Source organism: Lysobacter sp. CC-YZS074 (genome assembly GCF_056739745.1).
The window spans coordinates 2,752,501-2,772,837 of sequence record NZ_CP200301.1 but is presented as its reverse complement, the minus strand read 5'-3'; the positions used below and the strand labels follow the sequence as shown (position 1 = coordinate 2,772,837).

The 20,337-nt window shown below is 68.7% G+C and carries 19 protein-coding genes and 1 rRNA gene (1 of these 20 only partly in view); 12 read left to right on the top strand and 8 right to left on the bottom strand.

Annotated features, from left to right (window positions below; translation table 11 throughout):
• Positions 1–12 precede the first annotated feature (12 nt).
• Together U8331_RS12540 and U8331_RS12535 are read left to right on the top strand one after the other, a co-directional pair.
• Entirely contained in the window at positions 13–1,575 is a 1,563-nt protein-coding gene (locus U8331_RS12540; RefSeq protein ID WP_481131347.1) for a tetratricopeptide repeat-containing sulfotransferase family protein, read from the top strand.
• Positions 1,576–1,703: 128 nt separating this feature from the next.
• Positions 1,704–2,810 carry an OmpA family protein gene (locus tag U8331_RS12535; protein ID WP_481131346.1) on the top strand — a complete coding sequence of 369 codons (1,107 nt, stop codon included), beginning with the start codon at positions 1,704–1,706 and terminating at the stop codon, positions 2,808–2,810.
• A 75-nt stretch (positions 2,811–2,885) separates the two neighbouring features.
• Here U8331_RS12535 and ppa read toward each other — a convergent pair whose 3' ends face one another.
• Together ppa and U8331_RS12525 are read right to left on the bottom strand one after the other, a co-directional pair.
• Positions 2,886–3,434 carry an inorganic diphosphatase gene (gene ppa, locus U8331_RS12530; RefSeq protein ID WP_481131345.1) on the bottom strand — a complete coding sequence of 183 codons (549 nt, stop codon included), beginning with the start codon at positions 3,432–3,434 and terminating at the stop codon, positions 2,886–2,888.
• 229 nt (positions 3,435–3,663) lie between these two features.
• Positions 3,664–5,691 (bottom strand): sodium-translocating pyrophosphatase, encoded by a 2,028-nt coding sequence (locus tag U8331_RS12525; protein WP_481131344.1) that lies wholly within the window; start codon positions 5,689–5,691, stop codon positions 3,664–3,666.
• Between the two features lie 345 nt (positions 5,692–6,036).
• Between U8331_RS12525 and U8331_RS12520 the strand changes: the two genes are divergently transcribed.
• Positions 6,037–6,549 carry a hypothetical protein gene (locus U8331_RS12520; protein ID WP_481131343.1) on the top strand — a complete coding sequence of 171 codons (513 nt, stop codon included), beginning with the start codon at positions 6,037–6,039 and terminating at the stop codon, positions 6,547–6,549.
• 138 nt (positions 6,550–6,687) lie between these two features.
• Here the strand turns inward: U8331_RS12520 and U8331_RS12515 are convergent, their stop codons facing one another.
• The gene (locus U8331_RS12515; protein ID WP_481131342.1) at positions 6,688–7,944 is read right to left on the bottom strand and encodes a 6-phosphofructokinase; all 1,257 of its coding nucleotides are present in this window, start codon (positions 7,942–7,944) and stop codon (positions 6,688–6,690) included.
• 136 nt (positions 7,945–8,080) lie between these two features.
• Between U8331_RS12515 and U8331_RS12510 the strand changes: the two genes are divergently transcribed.
• The 3 genes from U8331_RS12510 to U8331_RS12500 all read left to right on the top strand — a co-directional run bounded on the left by U8331_RS12510 (position 8,081) and on the right by U8331_RS12500 (position 10,765).
• The gene (locus U8331_RS12510) at positions 8,081–8,659 is read left to right on the top strand and encodes an adenylate kinase (protein ID WP_481131341.1); all 579 of its coding nucleotides are present in this window, start codon (positions 8,081–8,083) and stop codon (positions 8,657–8,659) included.
• Positions 8,660–8,671: 12 nt separating this feature from the next.
• A complete protein-coding gene (gene mpl, locus U8331_RS12505; protein WP_481131340.1) occupies positions 8,672–10,108 on the top strand; it encodes a UDP-N-acetylmuramate:L-alanyl-gamma-D-glutamyl-meso-diaminopimelate ligase in 1,437 nt (478 codons plus the stop codon).
• A 75-nt stretch (positions 10,109–10,183) separates the two neighbouring features.
• Positions 10,184–10,765 (top strand): LON peptidase substrate-binding domain-containing protein, encoded by a 582-nt coding sequence (locus tag U8331_RS12500; RefSeq protein ID WP_481131339.1) that lies wholly within the window; start codon positions 10,184–10,186, stop codon positions 10,763–10,765.
• On the opposite strand, the gene U8331_RS12495 is transcribed toward U8331_RS12500, so the two are convergent.
• Positions 10,762–12,756 (bottom strand): bifunctional DedA family/phosphatase PAP2 family protein, encoded by a 1,995-nt coding sequence (locus U8331_RS12495; protein ID WP_481131338.1) that lies wholly within the window; start codon positions 12,754–12,756, stop codon positions 10,762–10,764. The genes U8331_RS12500 and U8331_RS12495 overlap by 4 nt on opposite strands.
• Positions 12,757–12,832: 76 nt before the next feature.
• Between U8331_RS12495 and U8331_RS12490 the strand changes: the two genes are divergently transcribed.
• The 3 genes from U8331_RS12490 (at position 12,833) to U8331_RS12480 (ending at position 14,924) form a co-directional block, all read left to right on the top strand.
• Positions 12,833–13,504 (top strand): protein kinase family protein, encoded by a 672-nt coding sequence (locus U8331_RS12490; RefSeq protein ID WP_481131337.1) that lies wholly within the window; start codon positions 12,833–12,835, stop codon positions 13,502–13,504.
• Positions 13,505–13,676: 172 nt separating this feature from the next.
• Positions 13,677–14,492, top strand: coding sequence for an SDR family oxidoreductase (locus U8331_RS12485; RefSeq protein ID WP_481131336.1), 816 nt, complete (start codon positions 13,677–13,679; stop codon positions 14,490–14,492).
• A 12-nt stretch (positions 14,493–14,504) separates the two neighbouring features.
• Positions 14,505–14,924 (top strand): VOC family protein, encoded by a 420-nt coding sequence (locus U8331_RS12480; RefSeq protein ID WP_481131335.1) that lies wholly within the window; start codon positions 14,505–14,507, stop codon positions 14,922–14,924.
• 9 nt (positions 14,925–14,933) lie between these two features.
• On the opposite strand, the gene U8331_RS12475 is transcribed toward U8331_RS12480, so the two are convergent.
• A complete protein-coding gene (locus U8331_RS12475) occupies positions 14,934–15,806 on the bottom strand; it encodes an ion transporter (protein ID WP_481131334.1) in 873 nt (290 codons plus the stop codon).
• Between the two features lie 111 nt (positions 15,807–15,917).
• Between U8331_RS12475 and U8331_RS12470 the strand changes: the two genes are divergently transcribed.
• Complete coding sequence (locus U8331_RS12470) at positions 15,918–17,144, top strand: aspartate aminotransferase family protein (RefSeq protein WP_481132986.1); 1,227 nt, start codon at positions 15,918–15,920, stop codon at positions 17,142–17,144.
• Positions 17,145–17,156: 12 nt separating this feature from the next.
• Here the strand turns inward: U8331_RS12470 and hemL are convergent, their stop codons facing one another.
• Together hemL and thiE are read right to left on the bottom strand one after the other, a co-directional pair.
• Entirely contained in the window at positions 17,157–18,443 is a 1,287-nt protein-coding gene (gene hemL, locus U8331_RS12465) for a glutamate-1-semialdehyde 2,1-aminomutase (protein ID WP_481131333.1), read from the bottom strand.
• A complete protein-coding gene (thiE, locus tag U8331_RS12460; RefSeq protein ID WP_481131332.1) occupies positions 18,440–19,090 on the bottom strand; it encodes a thiamine phosphate synthase in 651 nt (216 codons plus the stop codon). Before thiE ends, hemL begins: the two co-directional genes overlap by 4 nt.
• Before the next feature lie 23 nt (positions 19,091–19,113).
• Here thiE and U8331_RS12455 point away from each other — a divergent pair, with 23 nt between their 5' ends.
• Entirely contained in the window at positions 19,114–19,347 is a 234-nt protein-coding gene (locus U8331_RS12455) for a rubredoxin (RefSeq protein ID WP_481131331.1), read from the top strand.
• Between the two features lie 46 nt (positions 19,348–19,393).
• Here U8331_RS12455 and U8331_RS12450 read toward each other — a convergent pair whose 3' ends face one another.
• A complete protein-coding gene (locus tag U8331_RS12450; protein WP_481132985.1) occupies positions 19,394–19,831 on the bottom strand; it encodes a DUF192 domain-containing protein in 438 nt (145 codons plus the stop codon).
• A 492-nt stretch (positions 19,832–20,323) separates the two neighbouring features.
• Here U8331_RS12450 and U8331_RS12445 point away from each other — a divergent pair.
• A 16S ribosomal RNA gene (locus U8331_RS12445) occupies positions 20,324–20,337 on the top strand; it runs 1,531 nt beyond the window's last position.

Here is a 20,337-nt window from a genome sequence, read left to right as displayed (position 1 = left end):
GGAGCCCCTGCCTTGTCGGCACAGCAGCATGCCCGCGGGTTGTGGCAACGGGCGGAGTTGCATGCCAGCCGCCGCGAATGGGAACAGGCCACGGCCTGCTTCAACAGGTTGCTGGAGCTGTCGCCGGAACATCCGGGCGTTCTGGTCCAGCTGTCGTACATCGCGTCATTGGCGGGGCGCTACCGCGCTGCACGCGAGTATGCGTTGCGCGCGGGTCGAACCGGCACGCGCGATCCAGCCGTGGTCAGGGAGCTCGTCTCGCGGCTGCGCACGTTCAACGTCGTGCAGGCGCTGGACGAGTACGTCGGGCGACTCGAGCCACTGGAGCGGATGTCGATCCCCGTCCTGTTGGCGTGTGCCGCGCAATACAGTTACCTCAACGAGCAGGAGCGCGCATTGCGCCTGCTGGACGAGGCCAGGCGCGGCGACCCTGCTTATCCCGCGACGCTGCTGGCCCGTGGCCAGGTATTGATGTATCTCGGACGCTTTGACGAGGCCGAAGCGGATATCGGCAGATGCCTTCGCCGGGCACCGGAGCTGGCGCAGGGCTGGTGGCTCCTGGCGAGACTTCGTACGCAGGGTGTTGACGGCAATCACGTCGAGGCGATCCGCGCCGAGCTGCGTCGTCCTGCGCGGAAATCACAGGACATTGCACTGCTCGCGTACGCACTGCATAAGGAACTGGATGACCTTGGCCGGTATGACGAGGCCTGGTCCGCTCTGGAGCAGGCATGCCGCGCGAAGCGTTCGACGTTGAACTACCGGGCGGAGGAGTCGCGTGAGCTCGTGTCCTCCCTGATCGCCTTGCCCGTGGCCCCTCCGTCGGCGCCTGCTGCACGCGATACGCGTATCCCCATCTTCATTGTGGGCATGCACCGGTCCGGCACGACGCTGCTCGAGCAACTGCTGGATGGCCACTCCGACATCAAGGGCGTGGGTGAGCTGTACGACTTCACCAGCCAGATGCGTCATGCCACCGATCACCACTGCCGGGGCGTGATCGACACCACCATCGTCGAGGGGGCGGCCGGACTCGACTATGCGGATATCGGAGCCCGGTACCTCCGGGACATGGAGTGGCGCCTTGGGCGGGAGCGTTACTTCACCGACAAGTTGCCCTCCAACTTCCTCAATACCGGTTTCATCTGCCAGGCGTTGCCGCAGGCCAGGATTCTGCACATGACCCGGAACCCGTTGGAAACCTGCTTTTCCAACCTGCGCGAGTTCTTCTCCGACGCGTGTGCCTATTCCTATGACCAAGGAGAACTGGGGGACTATTACCGGCAGTACCAGCACCTGATGGCGCATTGGCATCGGGCGTTTCCCGGGCGGATCCTGAATGTCGACTACGGCGAACTGACCCGGAGCCCGGAGCCCGTATTGCGACGGGTGGGGGCGTTCTGCGGTTTCGAGTTCGAGCCGGGGATGCTGGCGTTGCGGCACCGCCGACGCGCTGTAGCAACCGCAAGCGCAGTCCAGGTACGTGACGTCGTGCACGCGCGCGGCCAGCCCAAGTGGGCGCCCTACGCACAGCAACTGCAGCCGTTGCGCGAAGCACTTGGAGTCAGTTGTTAATTCCCTGTCGAGAGGGCGTGGGGGGGATTGCTATGTTTGCGGCGTTCTAGATGTAAACGGTTCAGGGGGCGCGGTCCGGTTTTTCGATGCATGCGGAAGTCGATCAACATCAATTCTGGAGCCTCAAGATGAAGAAGAAGCTGCTGGGCGTTGCGTTGCTGGGTGGCCTTGCGATGGCGCAGAGTGCGCTGGCGCAGGAATACGACGATCGCTGGTACGTGGCGGGCTCGTTCGGCGTCAATGCGCAGGACGAGGATCGCGCCACCGAGGACACGCCGTTCGCCACCATTGGCTTGGGTAAGTTCCTTAACCCCAACTGGTCTCTGGATTTCGAGCTGAACTACCAGAACCCCGACAAGACCGTCGACCCGAATCTGTGGTGGAGCCAGTACGGGGCCTCCGTCGATGCGCGCTACCACTTCCGCAACATGGAGCGGTCATGGTGGCCATACGTGCGCATGGGCCTGGGTTACCAGCGCCACGAGGAGGAATTCGTGCGCGACCCCGCTTTCGGCGAACCCGATGACGGCTGGCCGGCGCAGCATGAGGACAACAACATCGCCGCCAACCTCGGGGTGGGTCTGCAGTTCGACTTCGACCGGGTCGACCTCCGCACCGAGATCGGAACCCGCGTCGACTTCGACGATCTCCAGGCGCGCGCGCCCCAGGAGCAGGAGGAGTACTTCACCGACATCCTCGCTTCGGTAGGGCTGACCGTGGCCCTGGGGCCGGATCCGGTCGCCCCGGTGGCCCCGGCTCCCGCGCCGGCCGCGCCGAGCTGCGCCGATCTGGACGACGACGGTGACGGCGTCAACAACTGTGACGACAAGTGCCCCGGCTCGCAGGCCGGCCAGACCATCGGTCCGGACGGTTGCCCGGTGCCGGTGTCGATCGACCTGAAGGGCGTGAACTTCGACTTCGACAAGTCGAACCTGCGTCCGGACGCCGTCGCGATCCTGGGCGAGGCGGTGCAGATCCTGCAGCGCTATCCGGACATGCGGGTCGAGGTCGCCGGCCACACCGACATGTGCGGTTCGGACGCCTATAACCAGAGCCTGTCGGAGCGCCGCGCGCAGGCGGTCTACGACTACCTGACCAGCAACGGCATCGATGCCTCGCGCCTGGTCGGTCCGAACGGCTACGGCGAGAGCCGTCCGCTCGAGAACACCCCGCAGGACCTGCCGGAGTGCAAGAGCGAGACCAACCGTCGCACCGAGTTGAACGCGCAGAACTAACGGACTGGCGTCCAGAAGACAAAAAGCCCGGCTTCGTGCCGGGCTTTTCTGTAGAGCAGCCGAGCGGCCGTTCGCTCAGAAATTCGGCCGATCCGCCGAACCTTCAAAACGCTTCATCGAATCGAGCAGGATCTGCTTGGCCTCGTCGGCGCCGCCCCAGCCATCGAGCTTGACCCACTTGCCCTTTTCCAGGTCCTTGTAGTGCTCGAAGAAGTGGCCGATGCGCTCGCACCAGTGCGGGCTGACCTTCGAGATGTCGTCGATGTGGGCGTAGCCGGCGAACACCTTGTCGACCGGCACCGCGAGCAGCTTCTCGTCGCTGCCGGCCTCGTCGCTCATCTTCAGCACGCCGACCGGACGGCAGCGGATGACGGAGCCGGGAATCAGCGGCAGCGGCAGGATCACCAGCACGTCGGCCGGGTCGCCATCGCCGCACAGGGTGTGCGGGACGTAGCCGTAGTTGCACGGGTAGCGCATCGGGGTCGACAGGATGCGATCGACGAAGATCGCGCCGGAGGCCTTGTCGACCTCGTACTTGACCGGCTCGGCGTCCTTGGGGATTTCGATGATGACGTTGATTTCGTCCGGCGGGTTCTTGCCGGTCGGGACGAGGTCCAGGCCCATGCGCGGTGCTCCAGTGTGCGGGGGAGGCCGCGAGGCGGCCGGGAAACCGGGCATTTTACGCCTCCGGCTGCTGCGTCGCAGCATGGTGCCGCAGCCGCTGGGCAATCATTCGCAATGGCGCCGGTCACCTGGCGGAATGTCTGCCACGCAGGCGGATGCGTCTGCGGGGCTTCTGCAACGGCTAAAAAAGGGGCGACCCGCGGGCCGCCCCCATTCGCCCCGTCGGGCGTCAGAGCAACGGCACCAGCAGCAGCGCGACGATGTTGATGATCTTGATCAGCGGATTGATCGCTGGTCCAGCGGTGTCCTTGTAGGGATCGCCGACGGTGTCGCCGGTCACCGCCGCCTTGTGCGCCTCGCTCCCCTTGCCGCCGTGGTTGCCGTCCTCGATGTACTTCTTGGCGTTGTCCCAGGCGCCGCCGCCGGTGGTCATCGAGATCGCCACGAACAGCCCGGTGACAATGGTGCCGATCAGCAGTCCGCCCAATGCCTTCGGCCCCAGCAGCAGGCCGATGACGATCGGCACCGCCACCGGCAGCAGCGACGGCACGATCATTTCCCGGATCGCCGAGCGGGTCAGCATGTCGACCGCCCTGTCGTACTGCGGCTTGCCGGTGCCCTGCATGATCCCCGGAATGTCACGGAACTGCCGGCGCACCTCCTCCACCACCGCGCCGGCCGCGCGGCCGACCGCCTCCATCGCCATCGCGCCGAACAGGTACGGGATCAGGCCGCCGATCAGCAGGCCGATGATCACCTCGTGGTCGGACAGGTCGAACGCGAACAGCTCGCCCGGGTTGCTGGCCTGCAGGTTGTGGGTGTAGTCGGCGAACAGCACCAGGGCGGCCAGGGCCGCCGAACCGATCGCGTAGCCCTTGGTCACCGCCTTGGTGGTGTTGCCGACCGCGTCGAGCGGATCGGTGATGTCGCGCACCTCCGGCGGCAGCTCGGCCATCTCGGCGATGCCGCCGGCGTTGTCGGTGATCGGGCCGTAGGCGTCGAGCGCGACGATCATGCCGGCCATCGACAGCATCGCGGTGGCGGCGATCGCGATGCCGTAGAGCCCGGCGAGCTCGAAGCAGCCCCAGATCGCGATGCAGACCGCGATCACCGGCCACGCGGTCGACTTCATCGAGATGCCGAGGCCGGCAATGATGTTGGTGCCGTGGCCGGTGGTCGACGCCGCCGCGATGTGCCGCACCGGCTTGTACTGGGTGCCGGTGTAGTACTCGGTGATCCAGACGATCGCGCCGGTCAACGCCAGCCCGACCAGGGCGCAGACGTACAGGTTCATCGGCCCGGCGGCAAAGTCGTCCATCAGCATCGTGGTGACCGGGTAGAACGCAATCGCCGCCAGCACCGCCGACACGATCACGCCCTTGTACAGCGCGCCCATGATCGAGCCGCCGTCCTTCACCCGCACGAACATCGCGCCGATGATCGAGGCGATGATCGACACGCCGCCCAGCACCAGCGGGTACAGCGCACCGTTGGTGCCGACCACGTCGGCCATCAGGTAGCCCAGCAGCATGGTCGCGATGACGGTGACCGCGTAGGTCTCGAACAGGTCGGCGGCCATGCCGGCGCAGTCGCCGACGTTGTCGCCGACGTTGTCGGCGATCACCGCCGGGTTGCGCGGATCGTCCTCCGGGATGCCGGCCTCGACCTTGCCGACCAGGTCGGCTCCGACGTCCGCGCCCTTGGTGAAGATGCCGCCACCGAGGCGGGCGAAGATGGAGATCAGCGACGAGCCGAACGCCAGTCCCACCAACGCGTGCAGCGCCGGCTCGCCGACGATGCCCATCCGCGGCAGCAGCCACCAGTAGCCGGCGACGCCGAGCAGGCCGAGCCCGACCACCAGCATTCCGGTGATCGCGCCGCCGCGGAACGCCACGTCCATCGCCGGCCCCATGCCGCGACGCGCGGCCTCGGCGGTGCGCACGTTGGCACGGACCGAGACGTTCATGCCGATGTAGCCGGCCGCGCCCGACAGCACCGCGCCGATCAGGAACCCGCCGCCCGTCGACCAGCCCAGGAAGAAGCCGATCAGCAGGAACAGCACCACGCCGGCGATCGCGATCGTCAGGTACTGCCGATTCAGGTAGGCGCGCGCGCCTTCCTGGATCGCACCGGCGATCTGCTGCATGCGTTCGTTGCCGGCGGGTTGGGCGCTGATCCAGCGCGCGGAGATGATCCCGTACAGGATCGCGATGACGGCGCAGACCAGCGCCAAGGCCAAACCGTACTGCTCCAGCATGAACCCCTCCCCATCAGAAAGTGGACTACGTGGAATTTCGGATCCTGCGCACTCGTTGTGGTTGGCGCGGCGGCTGAACCGCCGGCAACGGCTTGACTATGGCACAGCGGGTGGGCCATTGGCTTCGTTCTCCGCGCGGTGAGTCAGTCGGGCGCTGTTCCGGGGATGTCCGTGCCACGCATCGGGGTGTGGGCCCTTGTAGGAGCGGCTTCAGCCGCGACCGGAAGTCGGCGCGGGCGGACGGTTCCGGATCGCGGCTGAAGCCGCTCCTCCAGAAGGCGGGTGTAGACGCGTCATTCAGCGCGCGCGTGCGAGCGTCGCCCCGTCCCTGATCCGGAAACCGCCATGCGCCCGCTCACCCCGCTCGCCACCCTGCTGCTCGCCACCGCGCTGCCGTTCGCATCGATGGCGGCCGAGCCTGAAATCGACCGCGCCGAGGCCACCCCGCAGGCGGTCGGCGCCGCCCACACACTGCGCGCCATCCCCGAGGCCTGCGCGCGACTGGAAGGCATGTTCACCGGGCAGGCAGCCGAGCCGTACCGGTTCGCCGTGGTGCGGACCAGCCCCAACTGCCAGCCGCGCGCGCGCTTCGTCGATGCCGGCAAGGCGAAGCCCTCGACCGATGCGGGCTGGATCCTCAACGACCGCATCAGCGTGCCCAACGCCGCCTGTCCGTCGCAAAGGGCGGTAGTCGAGGTCTGGCGCAAGCCCGGCGATGCGGCACCGCCGGAACTCGACGCCCAGGGACGGGCGCGGATCTATCTCGGCGAGTCGCTCGACGCCGCGCGCGCCGATGGTCTGGCGGCGGTGACGAGCTTCGCCGCGAAGCTGTCGGTCGATGGCGATGGCTGTCGGTAATCGATGCCTTGCCCGCGTTCGTCGTTCTACCGTTGCTTGCTCTCGTAGGAGCGGCTTCAGCCCGCGATCGGGAGTCGGTGCGGGCGGACGGTTCCCGATCGCGGCTGAAGCCGCTCCTACAAAGGCCTTGGGCTGTCGTCAGCCCTCCCAGCCCGGCAGCTTCGGCGCCACCGGCACGTTCTTCAGCGCCACATACGCCGGCAAGCCGTCGCGGCCGTACGGCGGCGGCGCCTCGCCGCGGATCAGCGGTTCGAGGTAGCGCCGCGCCTTGTCGGTGATGCCGTAGCCGTCGCGGCGGAGGAAGCCCGCCGGCATCTTCTTTTCCCGGTTGGCGATCTTCGACAGCGGGGCGGGCTCGATCTTCCAGCGGTAAGGCGTGTCGGAGGTCCGCACGATCACCGGCATCACCGAGTTCATCCCGTCCATCGCGTATTCGACCGCGGCCGTGCCGACCGCCATCGCCTGCTCCAGGTCGGTTTTCGAGGCGAGGTGCCGGGCCGAACGCTGCAGGTAGTCGGGCAGGGCCCAGTGGACCTTGTAGCCGAGGGCGTCCTTGACCCGGCCGGCGAGGTGCGAGGCGACGCCGCCGAGCTGGGTATGGCCGAACGAGTCCTTGCCGCCGCCCGCGTCGGCGACGAAACGGCCATCCGCGGTCTGGATGCCCTCGCTGGCGACCACCACGCAGTAGCCGACGCGCTCGACCGTCGCGCGCACCTTCGCGAAAAAATCGGCCTCGTCGAACGGGCGTTCGGGAAACAGGATCAGGTGCGGCGCCTGGTCGGAGCCGGTGCCGGCCAGCCCCGCCGAGGCCGCCAGCCACCCGGCGTGGCGTCCCATCGCCTCGTAGACGAACACCTTGGTGGACGTGTCGGCCATCGCGGCCACGTCCAGCGCGGCCTCGCGCACCGACACCGCGGTGTACTTGGCCGCCGAGCCGAAGCCGGGACAGCAGTCGGTCACCGCGAGGTCGTTGTCGACCGTCTTGGGCACGCCGACACAGGTCAGCGGGTAGCCGAACTCCTTCGCCAGCCGCGACACCTTGAGGGCGGTATCGGCCGAATCGTTGCCGCCGTTGTAGAGGAACCAGCGCACGTCGTGGGCGCGGAAGACGTCGAGCAGCCGCTCGTACTTCGCCCGGTCGTCCTCCAGCGACTTGAGCTTGACCCGGCACGAACCGAACGCGCCACCCGGGGTGTGCGCCAGCGCGCGGACCGCCGCCATCGTTTCCTTCGAGGTGTCGATCAGCTCCTCGCGCAGCACGCCGAGGATGCCGTTGCGCCCGGCAAGCACCTTCACCTTGCGCGCGCGGGCGGCCTGGATCACCGCCGAGGCGGTGGCGTTGATGACGGCGGTGACGCCGCCGGACTGGGCGTAGAGCAGGGTTCCCGAGGCCATGAGAATTCCGAGGTGGGGGCCGGGATGCGGTAAGCTGGACGCCGTTTGCCCCGGCAGGTGGACAGTCGCTGCGAGTGTAGCGCCGCCCTGGTGAGGGTGGGTTTCAGGCAATCAACGATTTTCCAGGAGCGACACGATGCGATTGGTACTTCTTGGCGCGCCCGGCTCGGGCAAGGGCACTCAGGCGGCGCGGCTCAAGGAACACCTGCAGGTGCCGCACATCTCCACCGGCGACCTGCTGCGCGCGGAAGTCGCGGCCGGCAGCAGGCTCGGACTGGAGGCGAAGGAAGTGATGGCCCGCGGCGAGCTGGTCAGCGACGCGATCCTGCTGGGCATGCTCGAGGACCGCTTCTCGCGCGCCGACACCAAGGGCGGCTTCATCCTCGACGGCTACCCGCGCAACCTCGCCCAGGCCGACGCGCTCGATGCGCTGATGGAGCGGATCGGCCAGCCGATGGACGCCGCGGTGCAGCTGGAAGTCCCGGCCGAGATGCTGGTCGAGCGCATCGCCGGCCGCGCCGCCGCCGAGGGCCGCGCCGACGACAGTCCGGAATCGGTTCGTACCCGGCTGAAGGTCTACGAGGACCAGACGGCACCGGTGGTGGAGTTCTTCCGCCAGCGCGGCAAGCTCAGTGTGGTCGACGGCGTCGGTTCGCTCGACGAGGTCTTCGCACGCATCGTCGAGGCACTTCGCCCGGTGCCGCCGGTCGGCTGACACGCACCCGCCATGAAGCTGCACATTCTGGGCATCGCCGGCACTTTCATGGGCGGTGTCGCGGCGCTCGCGCGCGAGCTGGGCCACGACGTCGAGGGCACCGACCAGGCGGTGTACCCGCCGATGTCGACCCAGCTTGAAACGCTGGGCATCGCGCTGCGGCAGGGCTACTCCCCCGGCAACATTTCCGCCGACTGCGACGAAATCGTGGTCGGCAACGCGCTGTCGCGCGGCAACCCGGCGGTCGAGCAGGTGCTCGACGACGGCCGCCGCTACATCTCCGGCGCGCAGTGGCTGGGCGAGCGGGTGCTGCCCGGCCGCGACACCCTCGCCGTCGCCGGCACCCACGGCAAGACCACCACCACCACCATCCTGACCTGGCTGCTGCAGGCGGCCGGGCGCGAGCCGGGGTTCCTGATCGGCGGCGTGGCGGAGGACTTCGGCGTGTCGGCGCGGGTCGGCAGCGGCCGCGAGTTCGTGGTCGAGGCCGACGAGTACGACACCGCGTTCTTCGACAAGCGCAGCAAGTTCGTCCATTACCGGCCGCTGGTGGCGATCCTCAACAACCTCGAGTTCGACCACGCCGACATCTTCCCCGATGTCGCCGCGATCCAGCGCCAGTTCCACCATCTGGTGCGAACGGTGCCGCGGCGCGGGCGGCTGATCGTCAACGGCGAGGACCCGCGGCTGGCCGAGGTCCTGGCGATGGGTTGCTGGACACCGGTGGAGACGTTCGGGCTCGATCCGGGCCTGGCCCAGCCGCCACACGACGGCCGGGATGATGCGCGTGCACAAGCGGCGGGGGCGTTCGACTGGACCGCCGAGTTGCTCGCCGCCGATGGCAGCGCGTTCACGGTGGTGCATCGCGGTGCGCGCATCGGCGAGGTGCACTGGCCGTTGCTCGGCCGCCACAATGTGATGAACGCGCTGGCGGCACTGGCGACGGTCAACGCCGTCGGCGTGGCGCCGGCCTCCGTGCTCGGGGCGCTGTCGGCGTTCCGCAGCGTGAAGCGACGCATGGAGCTCGTCGGCGAGCATGCGGGCGTTACCGTCTACGACGACTTTGCCCACCACCCCACCGCGATCGCGACCACGCTGGCGGGCCTGCGGGCGCGCGTCGGAGGACAGCGGATCGTGGTGGCGATGGAGCCGCGCAGCAATTCGATGCGGTTGGGTGCGCACGCCGACGCGCTGGCGCCGTCGCTTTCCGATGCCGACACGGTGGTGTTCCTGCACCGCCCCGAGCTGGCCTGGGACGCCGGCAAGGTAGTGGCGGCGTTGCGTGGCGAAGGCGTGGCGGCCGCCGATGCCGAGGCGTTGATCGCAGCGCTGCAGGCGCGCGTGCGTGCGGGCGACCATGTGGTGTTCATGTCCAACGGCGGTTTCGACGGTGCACCGCGGCGGTTCCTTGCGGCGCTGCGCGAGGGTGATTCCCCGGCACCGGCCTGAACCGGCCGCGTCGCACGCTTCGGACGTCTAGCACGCGTCAACGGCCGTCGGGCCCGCTGCGCTAGTCTGTCGCCGATGAGTGACGACGATCTGCCCCTGTTTCCGCTGCCCACTGTCCTGGTCCCCGGTGCGGTCCTGGGCCTTCGCGTATTCGAGCCCCGCTACCTCGACCTGGTCAGCGAATGCGGCCGCAAGGGCAGCGGCTTCGGTGTCTGCCTGTTGATGGATGGCGATGGAGGCGAGGGCACCGCCGCGGCCGCCGCGTTCGGTACCGAGGCGGTGATCGAGGATTTCGATACCGGTGACGACGGCCTGCTGACCCTGCGCGTACGCGGGGCGCGCCGCTTCCATGCCAACCAGCTGAAGGTGCGCGACAACGGCCTGCAGGTCGCCGAGGTCGCGTGGTGCGAGGCCGATCCGGTCGAGCCGCTGCGGCCGGAACACGGCCTGCTCGCCACCCTGCTGCAGGGGGTGCTCGAGCAGGTCGGCGGGGAACACGCGGCTTCGGTCGACGAACGGATCGACGATGCCGCCTGGGTCGGGTGGCGGCTGATCGAGATGCTCCCGCTCGAAGACCTGCAACGCCAGCAGTTGCTGCAGGTGGACGATCCGCACGAACGGCTGGATCGCCTGTTGTCGCTCCTGCCCGACGCCTAGTCGCCGTCGCGGGTGCGAACCCGCAGCACCGGCACGCCGCTGTCGGGGTGGGCGGCCTCGACCGGAGCGAGTCCGGAAAGCGCGTCGCGAACCGCCGCGTGCGCACCCGTGTCGCGGTCGGCGGGACGCCACAGCACCGCCGCGTCCAACGGCTTGCTGACCTGCAGGGTCTGGGCGGTGCCGAGCCACAGTGGAGTGCCGTCTCCCAGCATCACCGGCGCCGGCCACAGTCGTAGGGCGTACTGCTCGCCGGCATGGATCCCGGGACGCAGCATCAGCAGCGCCTCGGCGTGCGCGTCCAGGGTCGCCGGAAGCACCACCTGGCGCTTCTCCGGCAGGTCGTCGTCGAGCAGGGCGAGCGTCTGTTCCCAGTCGGCCTGCGGCTGTGCGCGCCAGCCGGCCTTCTCCAGCATCGCCTGCAGCGGCGCCAGCGGACCGGCGACCTGCACGTCGAGCGGCCAGCGCAAGCGCTCGTCGCCCTCGTTGCGCTGCGCCGGCAGCGTCGCCCAGCCATCGCTCCACCAGTCATTGGCGGCGATGACATGGGTTGGCGGTGCCGCGGCGAACCGCGCCAGCAACCCGTCGGCGGCGCGCGGCGCGTGCCACAGCGCGGCAGCGACGAAACTGCCGTAGAACAGGATCGCCAGCGGCCGCATCCAGAACGAGCGGGCCACGTGGCTGCGGTAGGCGATGCCGAGCACCAGCACCCAGGCCAGCCCGAACAGGGTGCCGCCGACGAGGTCGCTCGGCCAGTGCGCGCCAAGATAAAGCCGGGCGAAGCCGACCACGGTGGTCGCCACCCCGGCGAGCAGGTACGGCCACACCCGTTTGCGGCCCGGCAGCTCCCGCGCGATCAGCACCGCGAAGAAGCCGAAGATGATCGTGGTCATCGTCACCGCGACCGAAGGAAAGCCGAAGCCGGCCGGCGCCGTCGGTGGCCGCGGCATGTCGATCGCCGCCTCGAGCAACGCCGTCAGTACCAGCCCGAACACGATCGCCGCCAGCCAGTGCGCCGCGGCCATCCAGCGTCGGCGCCACACCAGGTAGGCGAGCGTCACCGCCGCTGCCGCACCGAGCACCTGGGCGTCACCCAGGCTTGCCAGCCCCGCCATCAGGCGGTCGGCGAGCGGATTGCGCAGCGACCACATCAGCTCGTGCAGATGGTGGTCGAGTGCCAGCGGTCCGCCGCTGGCCAGCAGCATGGCGATCAGGGTGAAACAGATCCAGCTGATCGCCAGCAGGCTTGCGGCCAGCATCGCCAGTGAGGCCGACTCCGGCCGGTTGGGGTCGATCAGTGCACCGGCATAGCGCCCCAGGCGTGGATGCGCGCGCGTCCACAGCAGCGCGCGCGCCAGCAGGGTGTCGGCGTGTTCGGCGAACCAGCGCCAGGTGTAGAGCACCCCGGCCCACACCAGCGCGACCGCGACCGCCATGGCTCCCAGCGCCAGCGCGAGGCGGTCGGCGACCGCGGCGACGGCTTCGTACGAGGCTCCCAGTACCCAGCCGGGGGCGAGGAACAACCCCGCCCACGCGAAGCAGGCGACCAGGCTCGGCACCGCGTAGCGCCGCAGCGGCATCTGCAGCATGCCGGCGATGGCGGGCACGAATGGCCGCACCGCACCGACGAAGCGGGCGATCGCGATGCTCTTGATGCCGTGGCGGCGGAACAGCGATTCGCCGCGGTCGAGCCATTGCGGGTACCGCGCGAACGGCCAGCGCTGGCGCAGCTGCGGGCCCCAGCGACGTCCCACCCAGTAGCTCAGCGCATCACCGCAGAAGGCACCCAGCGCAGCGCAGGCGAGCGCATAGGGCCCGTTGACGTGTCCCAGCCCGATCAGCGCGCCCACCGCGAACAGCAGCGGCAAGGCCGGCACCACGATGCCGACGACCACCAGGGCGTCGCAGAACGCGATCAGGAAGACCAGCGCGCCGGCCGCGATGGGGTTTGCGCTGATCCATGCGGTCGCGCTGTCGATCCAGGCCGGGTTCATCGGGCAATTATGGCAGCGCCCCGCGTCCGCCGCGCCGATGGGGCCGTGGTGCCGCCGGCTTGCGTAAACTTCCGGCATGTCCGCCACTGCCCACACCCGCGACGCCGAAGTAACCGCGCTCAAGGCCGACAGCTTCGGCCGCATCGCCCTGATGCGCGACGGCGCGGGCCTGTTCGTCCGTCGCGACCTCGTCCACGTGCCGTGGTGGCTGCGTGTCCCGGCGTGGTGGCTGGCCCGGCGCGAGGCGCTCGCGCTGAAGCGGGTCGAAGGTACACCGGCGGTGCCGCGCCTGCTGCGCTGGGACGGTCGCCGGCTCGACCGCAGCTACATGGAGGGCGCGGCGATGTACCAGCGCCCGCCGCGCGGCGACCTCGCGTATTTCCAGCAGGCCCGCGGCCTGCTGCAGCAGTTGCACTGGCGCGGCCTGGCCCACAACGACCTCGCCAAGGAGGCCAACTGGCTGGTGCTGGCCGACGGCAGCCCCGCGATCATCGACTTCCAGCTCGCCACCCGTGGCGATCCGCGTTCACGCTGGTTGCGCCTGCTCGCGCGCGAGGACCTGCGGCACCTGCTCAAGCACAAGCGCACCTACTGCCCCGAGGCGCTCACCCCGGTCGAGCGGCGGCTGCTGAAGCGCCGTTCGTGGCTGCGCGAGGCCTGGTTCGTCACCGGCAAACCGGTCTACCGCTTCGTGACCCGGCGCCTGCTGAAGTGGGAAGACAACGAAGGCCAGGGCCCCAAGCCCTGACGGAACCTGTAGGAGCGACGTAAGTCGCGACCCACTGACAACGGGCACCGATTCGGACAACGTCCTGCCGGCTCCCGCAAATGAAAACCTCGCTGACCGCGGAGCGATTGTGCGGTCAGTGGGTCGCGACTTGCGTCGCTCCTACAATGGCCGCGACTCCCTGGAGCTCCCCATGACCACCCTGTCCGGCAAGACCCTCTTCATCACCGGCGCCTCGCGCGGCATCGGCCGGGCCATTGCGTTGCGTGCCGCGCGCGACGGCGCCAACGTCGCGATCGCTTCCAAGTCCTCGGTACCGAATCCGAAGCTGCCCGGCACCATCCACAGCGTCGCCGCCGAAGTCGAAGCCGCTGGCGGACAGGCGCTCGCCCTCAAGTGCGACATCCGCGACGAGGACCAGGTCGGCGCCGCCGTGGCGGCCACGGTCGACGCGTTCGGCGGCATCGACATCCTTGTCAACAACGCCAGCGCGATCTGGCTGCACGGCCTGCTCGACACGCCGATGAAGCGATTCGACCTGATGCAGCAGGTCAACGCGCGCGGCAGCTTCCTGTGCGCGCAGGCATGCATGCCGTGGCTGTTGCAGGCGCCCAACCCGCACATCCTGACGCTTGCGCCGCCGCCGAGCCTCGATGCGAAGTGGTGGGGTCCGCATACCGGCTACACCCTCGCCAAGATGGGCATGAGCTTCGTCACGCTCGGCTTGGCGGCCGAATTCGCTGATCGCGGCGTCGCAGTCAACGCGCTGTGGCCACGCACGATCATCGCCACCGACGCGCTCAACCTGATCCCCGGGGTCGACGTGGCCGGCTGCCGCACGCCGGCGATCGTTGCCGACGCCGCCCACGCGGTGCTGACCACCCCCGCGACGACGCGTACCGGCGCGTTCCTGATTGACGAGAACGTGCTGCGCGAGGCGGGCGTCAGCGATTTCGAGGGCTATGCGGTCGAGCCGGGCCGGCCGCTGCTGCCCGATCTGTTCCTCTGAGGAGAACGATCCATGCGCTACCTGCACGCGATGGTCCGCGTCCGCGACCTCGACGCTTCGCTGAAATTCTTCCGTGACGGCCTCGGCCTGGTGGAGACACGCCGCAACGACTACCCGCAGGGGCGGTTCACCCTGGTGTACCTCGGTGCGCCCGACAACCCCGAAGCGGAAGTCGAGCTGACCTGGAACTACGACGACGAGGATTACGGCAGCGCGCGCAACTTCGGCCACCTCGCGTTCGAGGTCGACGACATCTATGCGATCTGTGCGCACCTGCAGGCGCAGGGCATCACCATCAACCGCCCGCCGCGTGACGGACGGATGGCCTTCGTGCGCTCGCCCGACGCGATCTCTATCGAGCTGCTGCAGAAGGGCGAGGCGCTGCCGCCCGCCGAGCCGTGGACGTCGATGGAGAACACCGGCCGCTGGTGAGCCGCCTGCTCAGCCCATCGACGATGGCAGCCGGTGGCCGCAGCCGCGGCAATGCTGGGCATCCGGATCGTGTCCTTCCAGCCCGCATTCGGGGCAGCCGCGCTGGTCATGGTGGTCGGCGCCGTGGCTGGCTTCGCGCAGGCTGCTGGCCAGCTCCGCGGTGTAGATGCCGGTCGGCACCGCGATGATGCTGTAGCCGATCAGGATCAGCACCGAGGCGATGAACCGCCCCGCCGGCGTGCTGGGGGTGAGATCGCCGTAACCGACGGTGGCCATCGTGGTGATCGCCCAGTACATGCCGGTCGGGATCGTGGTGAAGCCGCGCTCCGGCCCTTCGATGACGAACATCAGCGCGCCGAAGATCACCGCCATGGTCAGCAACGACACGATGAACAGGAAGATCTTGTGGCGGCTGCGCCACAGGGCGGCGATCAGCACGCCGCTCTCCTCCACGTACTGGGTCAGCTTGAGGATGCGGAACAGCCGCAGCATCCGCAGCACGCGCACCACCAGCAGCGCCTGGCTGCCCGGGAACAGCAGCGAGACATAGGTGGGCAGGATCGACAGCAGGTCGATGATGCCCCAGAAGCTCAGCACGTAGCGCCACGGGCGTCGCACCACCAGCAGCCGCATCGCGTATTCAAGCGTGAACAGCAGGGTGAAGCCCCACTCGATCGCGTACAGGATGCGGGCGTGGTCGATATGCAGCCACGGATCGCTGTCGAGCATGATCACGACCACGCTGGCGATGATCGCGACGATCAGCAGCAGGTCGAAATTCCGCGACGGCGGGGTGTCGTGGCGGAAGATGATGTCGAACCAGCGGCGGCGCCAGCCGGTCTCGGAAGCGGGATTCAGTTGCGGGGTGAACAACAGGCGCATCGGGCGGTCCCGTCGGGCGGCGAGCCGGAGTGTGGGGCAGCGGGCGGAAATTCCCGTGCACACCGCGGAGGATCGGCGAAAATGAAGCATCCGAACGATGCCACGCATGCCATGAGCCTTGCCACCGACCGCGCGTCCCCCGACGAGCGCCATTTCCTCCCCGTGTACCGCTCCGGCCGCATCGTGCTCGAGCGCGGTTCGGGATCGCGCGTGCACGATCGCGACGGCCGCGAATACGTCGACTTCGGCGCGGGCATCGCCGTGAATGCGCTTGGCCATGCCCATCCGGCGCTCGTCGACGCACTGACGGAGCAGGCCGGCAAGCTCTGGCACACCAGCAACGTGTTCACCAGCGAGCCGGCGCTGCGACTGGCGGAGGCGCTGGTCGACGCGGCGGGGTTTGCCGAACGCGTGTTCCTGTGCAACTCCGGCGCGGAAGCCAACGAAGCGGCGATCAAACTGGCGCGGCAATGGGCCACGTCGACAGGACGCGGACCGGAGCAGCGGGTCGTGCTGAGCTTTGGCGGCAGCTTCCACGGCCGCACCCTCGCGACCGTCACCGCCACCGCGCAGCCGAAGTACCACGCCGGATTCGAGCCGTTGCCGGCCGGCTTCCGCTACAGCGCTTTCAACGACCTGGTCGCGGCTGAAGCGGCCATGGCGGCGGGCGACGTTTGCGCGGTGCTGGTCGAACCGGTGCAGGGCGAAGGCGGGGTGACCCCGGCCGATGACGATTTCCTGCGTGGGTTGCGTGCGCTCTGCGACCGCCACGACGCACTGCTGGTGCTGGACGAGATCCAGTGCGGGATGGGCCGCACCGGGCACCTGTTCGCCTGCGACGGGTACGGCGTGCGGCCGGACGTGGTCACGCTCGCCAAGGCCCTGGGCGGCGGCTTTCCGATCGGCGCGATGCTGGTCGGGGCTCGGGCGGCGGATGCGCTGGGCTTTGGCCAGCATGGCACCACCTTCGGCGGCAATCCGCTCGGCGCCGCGGTGGCATGCGCGGCATTGCGGGAGCTTTCATCACCCGCGTTGCTGGCGAACGTGGCACGCCAGGCCGCGGCGCTGCGCGAAGGGCTGGCGACACTCGACCAGGAATTCGCACTGTTCGGCGAGGTCCGTGGGCGTGGCCTCATGCTCGGTGCGCCGCTGCGTTCGCCACATGCCGGACGCGCGGGCGACATCCTCGACCGCTGCACCGGACACGGCCTGCTGTTGCTGCAGGCGGGGCCGGATGTGTTGCGTTTCGTGCCGGCCCTCAACATCGGTGACGCCGACGTCGCGGAGGGGTTGTCGCGCCTGCGTGCGGCGCTGGCCGACTACCTCGTCGCGACCTGATCCCGGCGCGCCTCAGGCGAGCTGGGCGAACGCCGCGCGGGCCGCCTCGACGGTGTGGGCGATCTCCGCCTCGCCGTGTGCGCTGGATACGAAGCCGGCTTCGAATGCCGACGGCGCCAGGTACACGCCGCGCTCGAGCATCGCGTGGAAGAAGCGGCCGAACTTCGACGCGTCCGACGCCATGGCGTCGGCGAAGCTTGCGACCGGGCCCTCGCGGAAGTACAGCCCGAACATGCCGGGCGCGCGGGTCGTGTGGCAGGCGACGCCGGCTTCGCGCGCGGCCGCTTCCAGGCCGTCGCACAGCGCGTGCGTGCCCGCTTCCAGCGCATCATGGAATCCCGGAGCGCGGATCAGTTCCAGCGTCGCCAGCCCCGCCGCCATCGCCACCGGGTTCCCGCTGAGCGTGCCGGCCTGGTAGATCGGGCCGCTCGGCGCGATCTGCGCCATCAGCTCGCGCCGGCCGCCGAACGCCCCGACGGGCATGCCGCCGCCGATGATCTTGCCGAACGTGCTGAGGTCGGGCGTGATGCCGTAACGCTGTTGCGCACCGCCGGGCGCGACGCGGAAGCCGGTCATCACCTCGTCGAAGATCAGCAGCGCGCCATGCTTGGTGCACAGCTCACGCAGGTGCTGCAGGTAGCCCTCGCGCGGCAGGATGCAATTGGCGTTGCCGACGATGGGCTCGATGATCAGGCCGGCGATCTCGCTGCCGACGTCGTCGAACAGTTTCGTCGCGGCTCCGAAATCGTTGTAGGGGATCGTCAGCGTGAGGTCGGCCAGCGCGCCCGGCACGCCCGGCGAGTTCGGCAGCCCGAGCGTCAGCGCGCCGCTGCCCGCCTTGACCAGGAAGCTGTCGCCGTGGCCGTGATAGCAGCCCTCGAACTTGACGATGCGCGTGCGGCCGGTGGCGCCACGCGCCAGCCGGATCGCCGACAGCGTCGCCTCGGTGCCGGAGTTGACCATCCGCACCATCTCGCAGCTCGGCACGATCGAGGTGATCGCCTCGGCCATCGTCACTTCCAGCGCATTGGGCACGCCGAAGCTCAGGCCGTTGCGCATCGTTCGTGAGACGGCGTCGACCACCTGCGGATGGGCGTGCCCGGCGATCATCGGTCCCCATGAGCCGACGTAGTCGACATAGCGGTTGCCGTCGACGTCGAACAGGTACGCCCCTTCGGCACGCTCGGCGAAGAACGGCTCGCCACCCACCGATTTGAACGCGCGTACCGGCGAGTTGACGCCGCCGGGCAGCAGCTCGGAGGCGCGGGAGAACAGGGCATGCGAGCGGGCGTTGTTCATCGTGGGGTCTCGACAGGGGAGGCAGGGGAGAAGGTGGCGGTGAACGCTCGTACCGCGGCAGCCGGATCAGGCGCATCGAACACGCCGCTGATCACCGCGAGCAGGTCGGCACCGGCGCCGACGAGCGACCGGGCATTGTCCGGGGTGATGCCGCCGATCGCCACTCGCGGCACGCCGAGCGCAGCACTGGCGGCGAGCACCGATGGCGCCGCCACGCGCGCATTCGGCTTGGTCGATGAGGGGAAAAAGGCGCCGAACGCGACGTAGCTGGCGCCGGTGGCGACGGCCTGCCGGGCCAGCGCCGGATTGTCGTAACAGGACGCGCCCAACAGCGCGTCCGTTCCGAGCGCCGCGCGAGCGGCGGCGATGTCGCCGTCGTCCTCGCCCAGGTGAGCGCCGTTCGCCCCGATTGCCGCTGCCAGCCGCCAGTCGTCGTTGATGAGCAGCGGCACCCGGTAGTGCGCGCACAGCGGCAACAGCGCCTGCGCCTGCACGGCGCGCAACGGCGCGTCCGCCTGCTTGTTGCGGTACTGCAGCCAGGCCGCGCCGGCGCCGAGTACCGTTTCCACGCGCGAGAGCAGCCGCGCGGTGTCGAGCTCGTCGGGCGTGATCGCGTAAAGCCCGCGCCGGGGAAAGCTGGTGGTCATGTGCTTTCGTGATCGGAAGAGGGATGGGACAATGCGGTGTCGAATCCGCCAGCCATTATCCGCCCATGTCCGAGACCGCCACGACCACCGAGTTCCGCACCTGGATGTGCGTCGTCTGCGGCTTCATCTACGACGAGGCGAAGGGATTGCCGGAGGAGGGCATCGCCCCCGGTACGCGCTGGGATGACATCCCCGAGACCTGGACCTGCCCCGATTGCGGCGTGACCAAGGACGACTTCGAGATGATGGCGCTCTGACGGGAGCGCGCTTGCCCGCTATAGGTCGGAACCCGCGATCCGCCGATCAGCGGGAGGGGACGTCCGGCCCGAGCTGCAGCTCGGTGCCGTCCTGCAGCCCCAGCCGCTTGGCCTCGCCGGCATTGAGTTCCAGCACGTAGCGCGCCGGCGCGTTGCTCGGATAGGAAGGGCAGGCGTTCCCCGCCGAGCATGGCGGCACGTCGCGTTGCTGCGACACCAGCCGCCGGCTGCTGTCGAAGTAGAGGATGTCCAGCGGGATCCGGGTGTTCTTCATCCAGTACGCCTGCGGCTCTTCCCTGTCATGGATGAACAGCATGCCGTGGCCGGGCGCCAGTTCGTCGCGAAACATCAGTCCACGGGCGCGTTCCATGTTGTCGTCCGCGATCTCGATGTTGAAGCGCTCGCCCGCGACCTCGACCCACAGGTCGCTTCCCGACGCACAGCCGGCGATCAACAGGCCGGCAACGGCGGCGGCGGTTCTCATGGCGTTCTGCATCCGGGTCATGGCGCGCTCCTCTGTGATGCCGCGACCATCCGCCAGCCCTGTCGGCGGCGTCAAGCAGGCGGCGCGCGGGGCGCCGAACATTTTTTTCGTTTCCCTCTTCCCGAAGGGGAAAGAGGTGTGCATAATGCGCGGCCCGCCACGGAGGGTTCGCCTGAACGGCGGCGGGGACGGCAAGACGAAGTGGTTCACGAGGTGTTGACGGCCACGAAATCTGCTGTAAGATGTGCGGCTCACTCGGGCACTTCGGTGGCGAGTACGGAACGCGGCGCTGAGGCCGGTTCCGAAGATCTTTGACAGTGTGCGCAGGTGACTTGTGCGGGCGTCTGGCGGGTTGACGGTTGTCGATCAGCAGACGTTCGTAACAGAGCAACAAGTCAATTCAAATGCAGCAATGCAAGCGAGTAATTTGGTGCCTGGGACGTTCTCTGCACTCAAAGCATTGACGAAGCCTTCGGGTGGAGTCGAAAAACTTAAGTGAAGAGTTT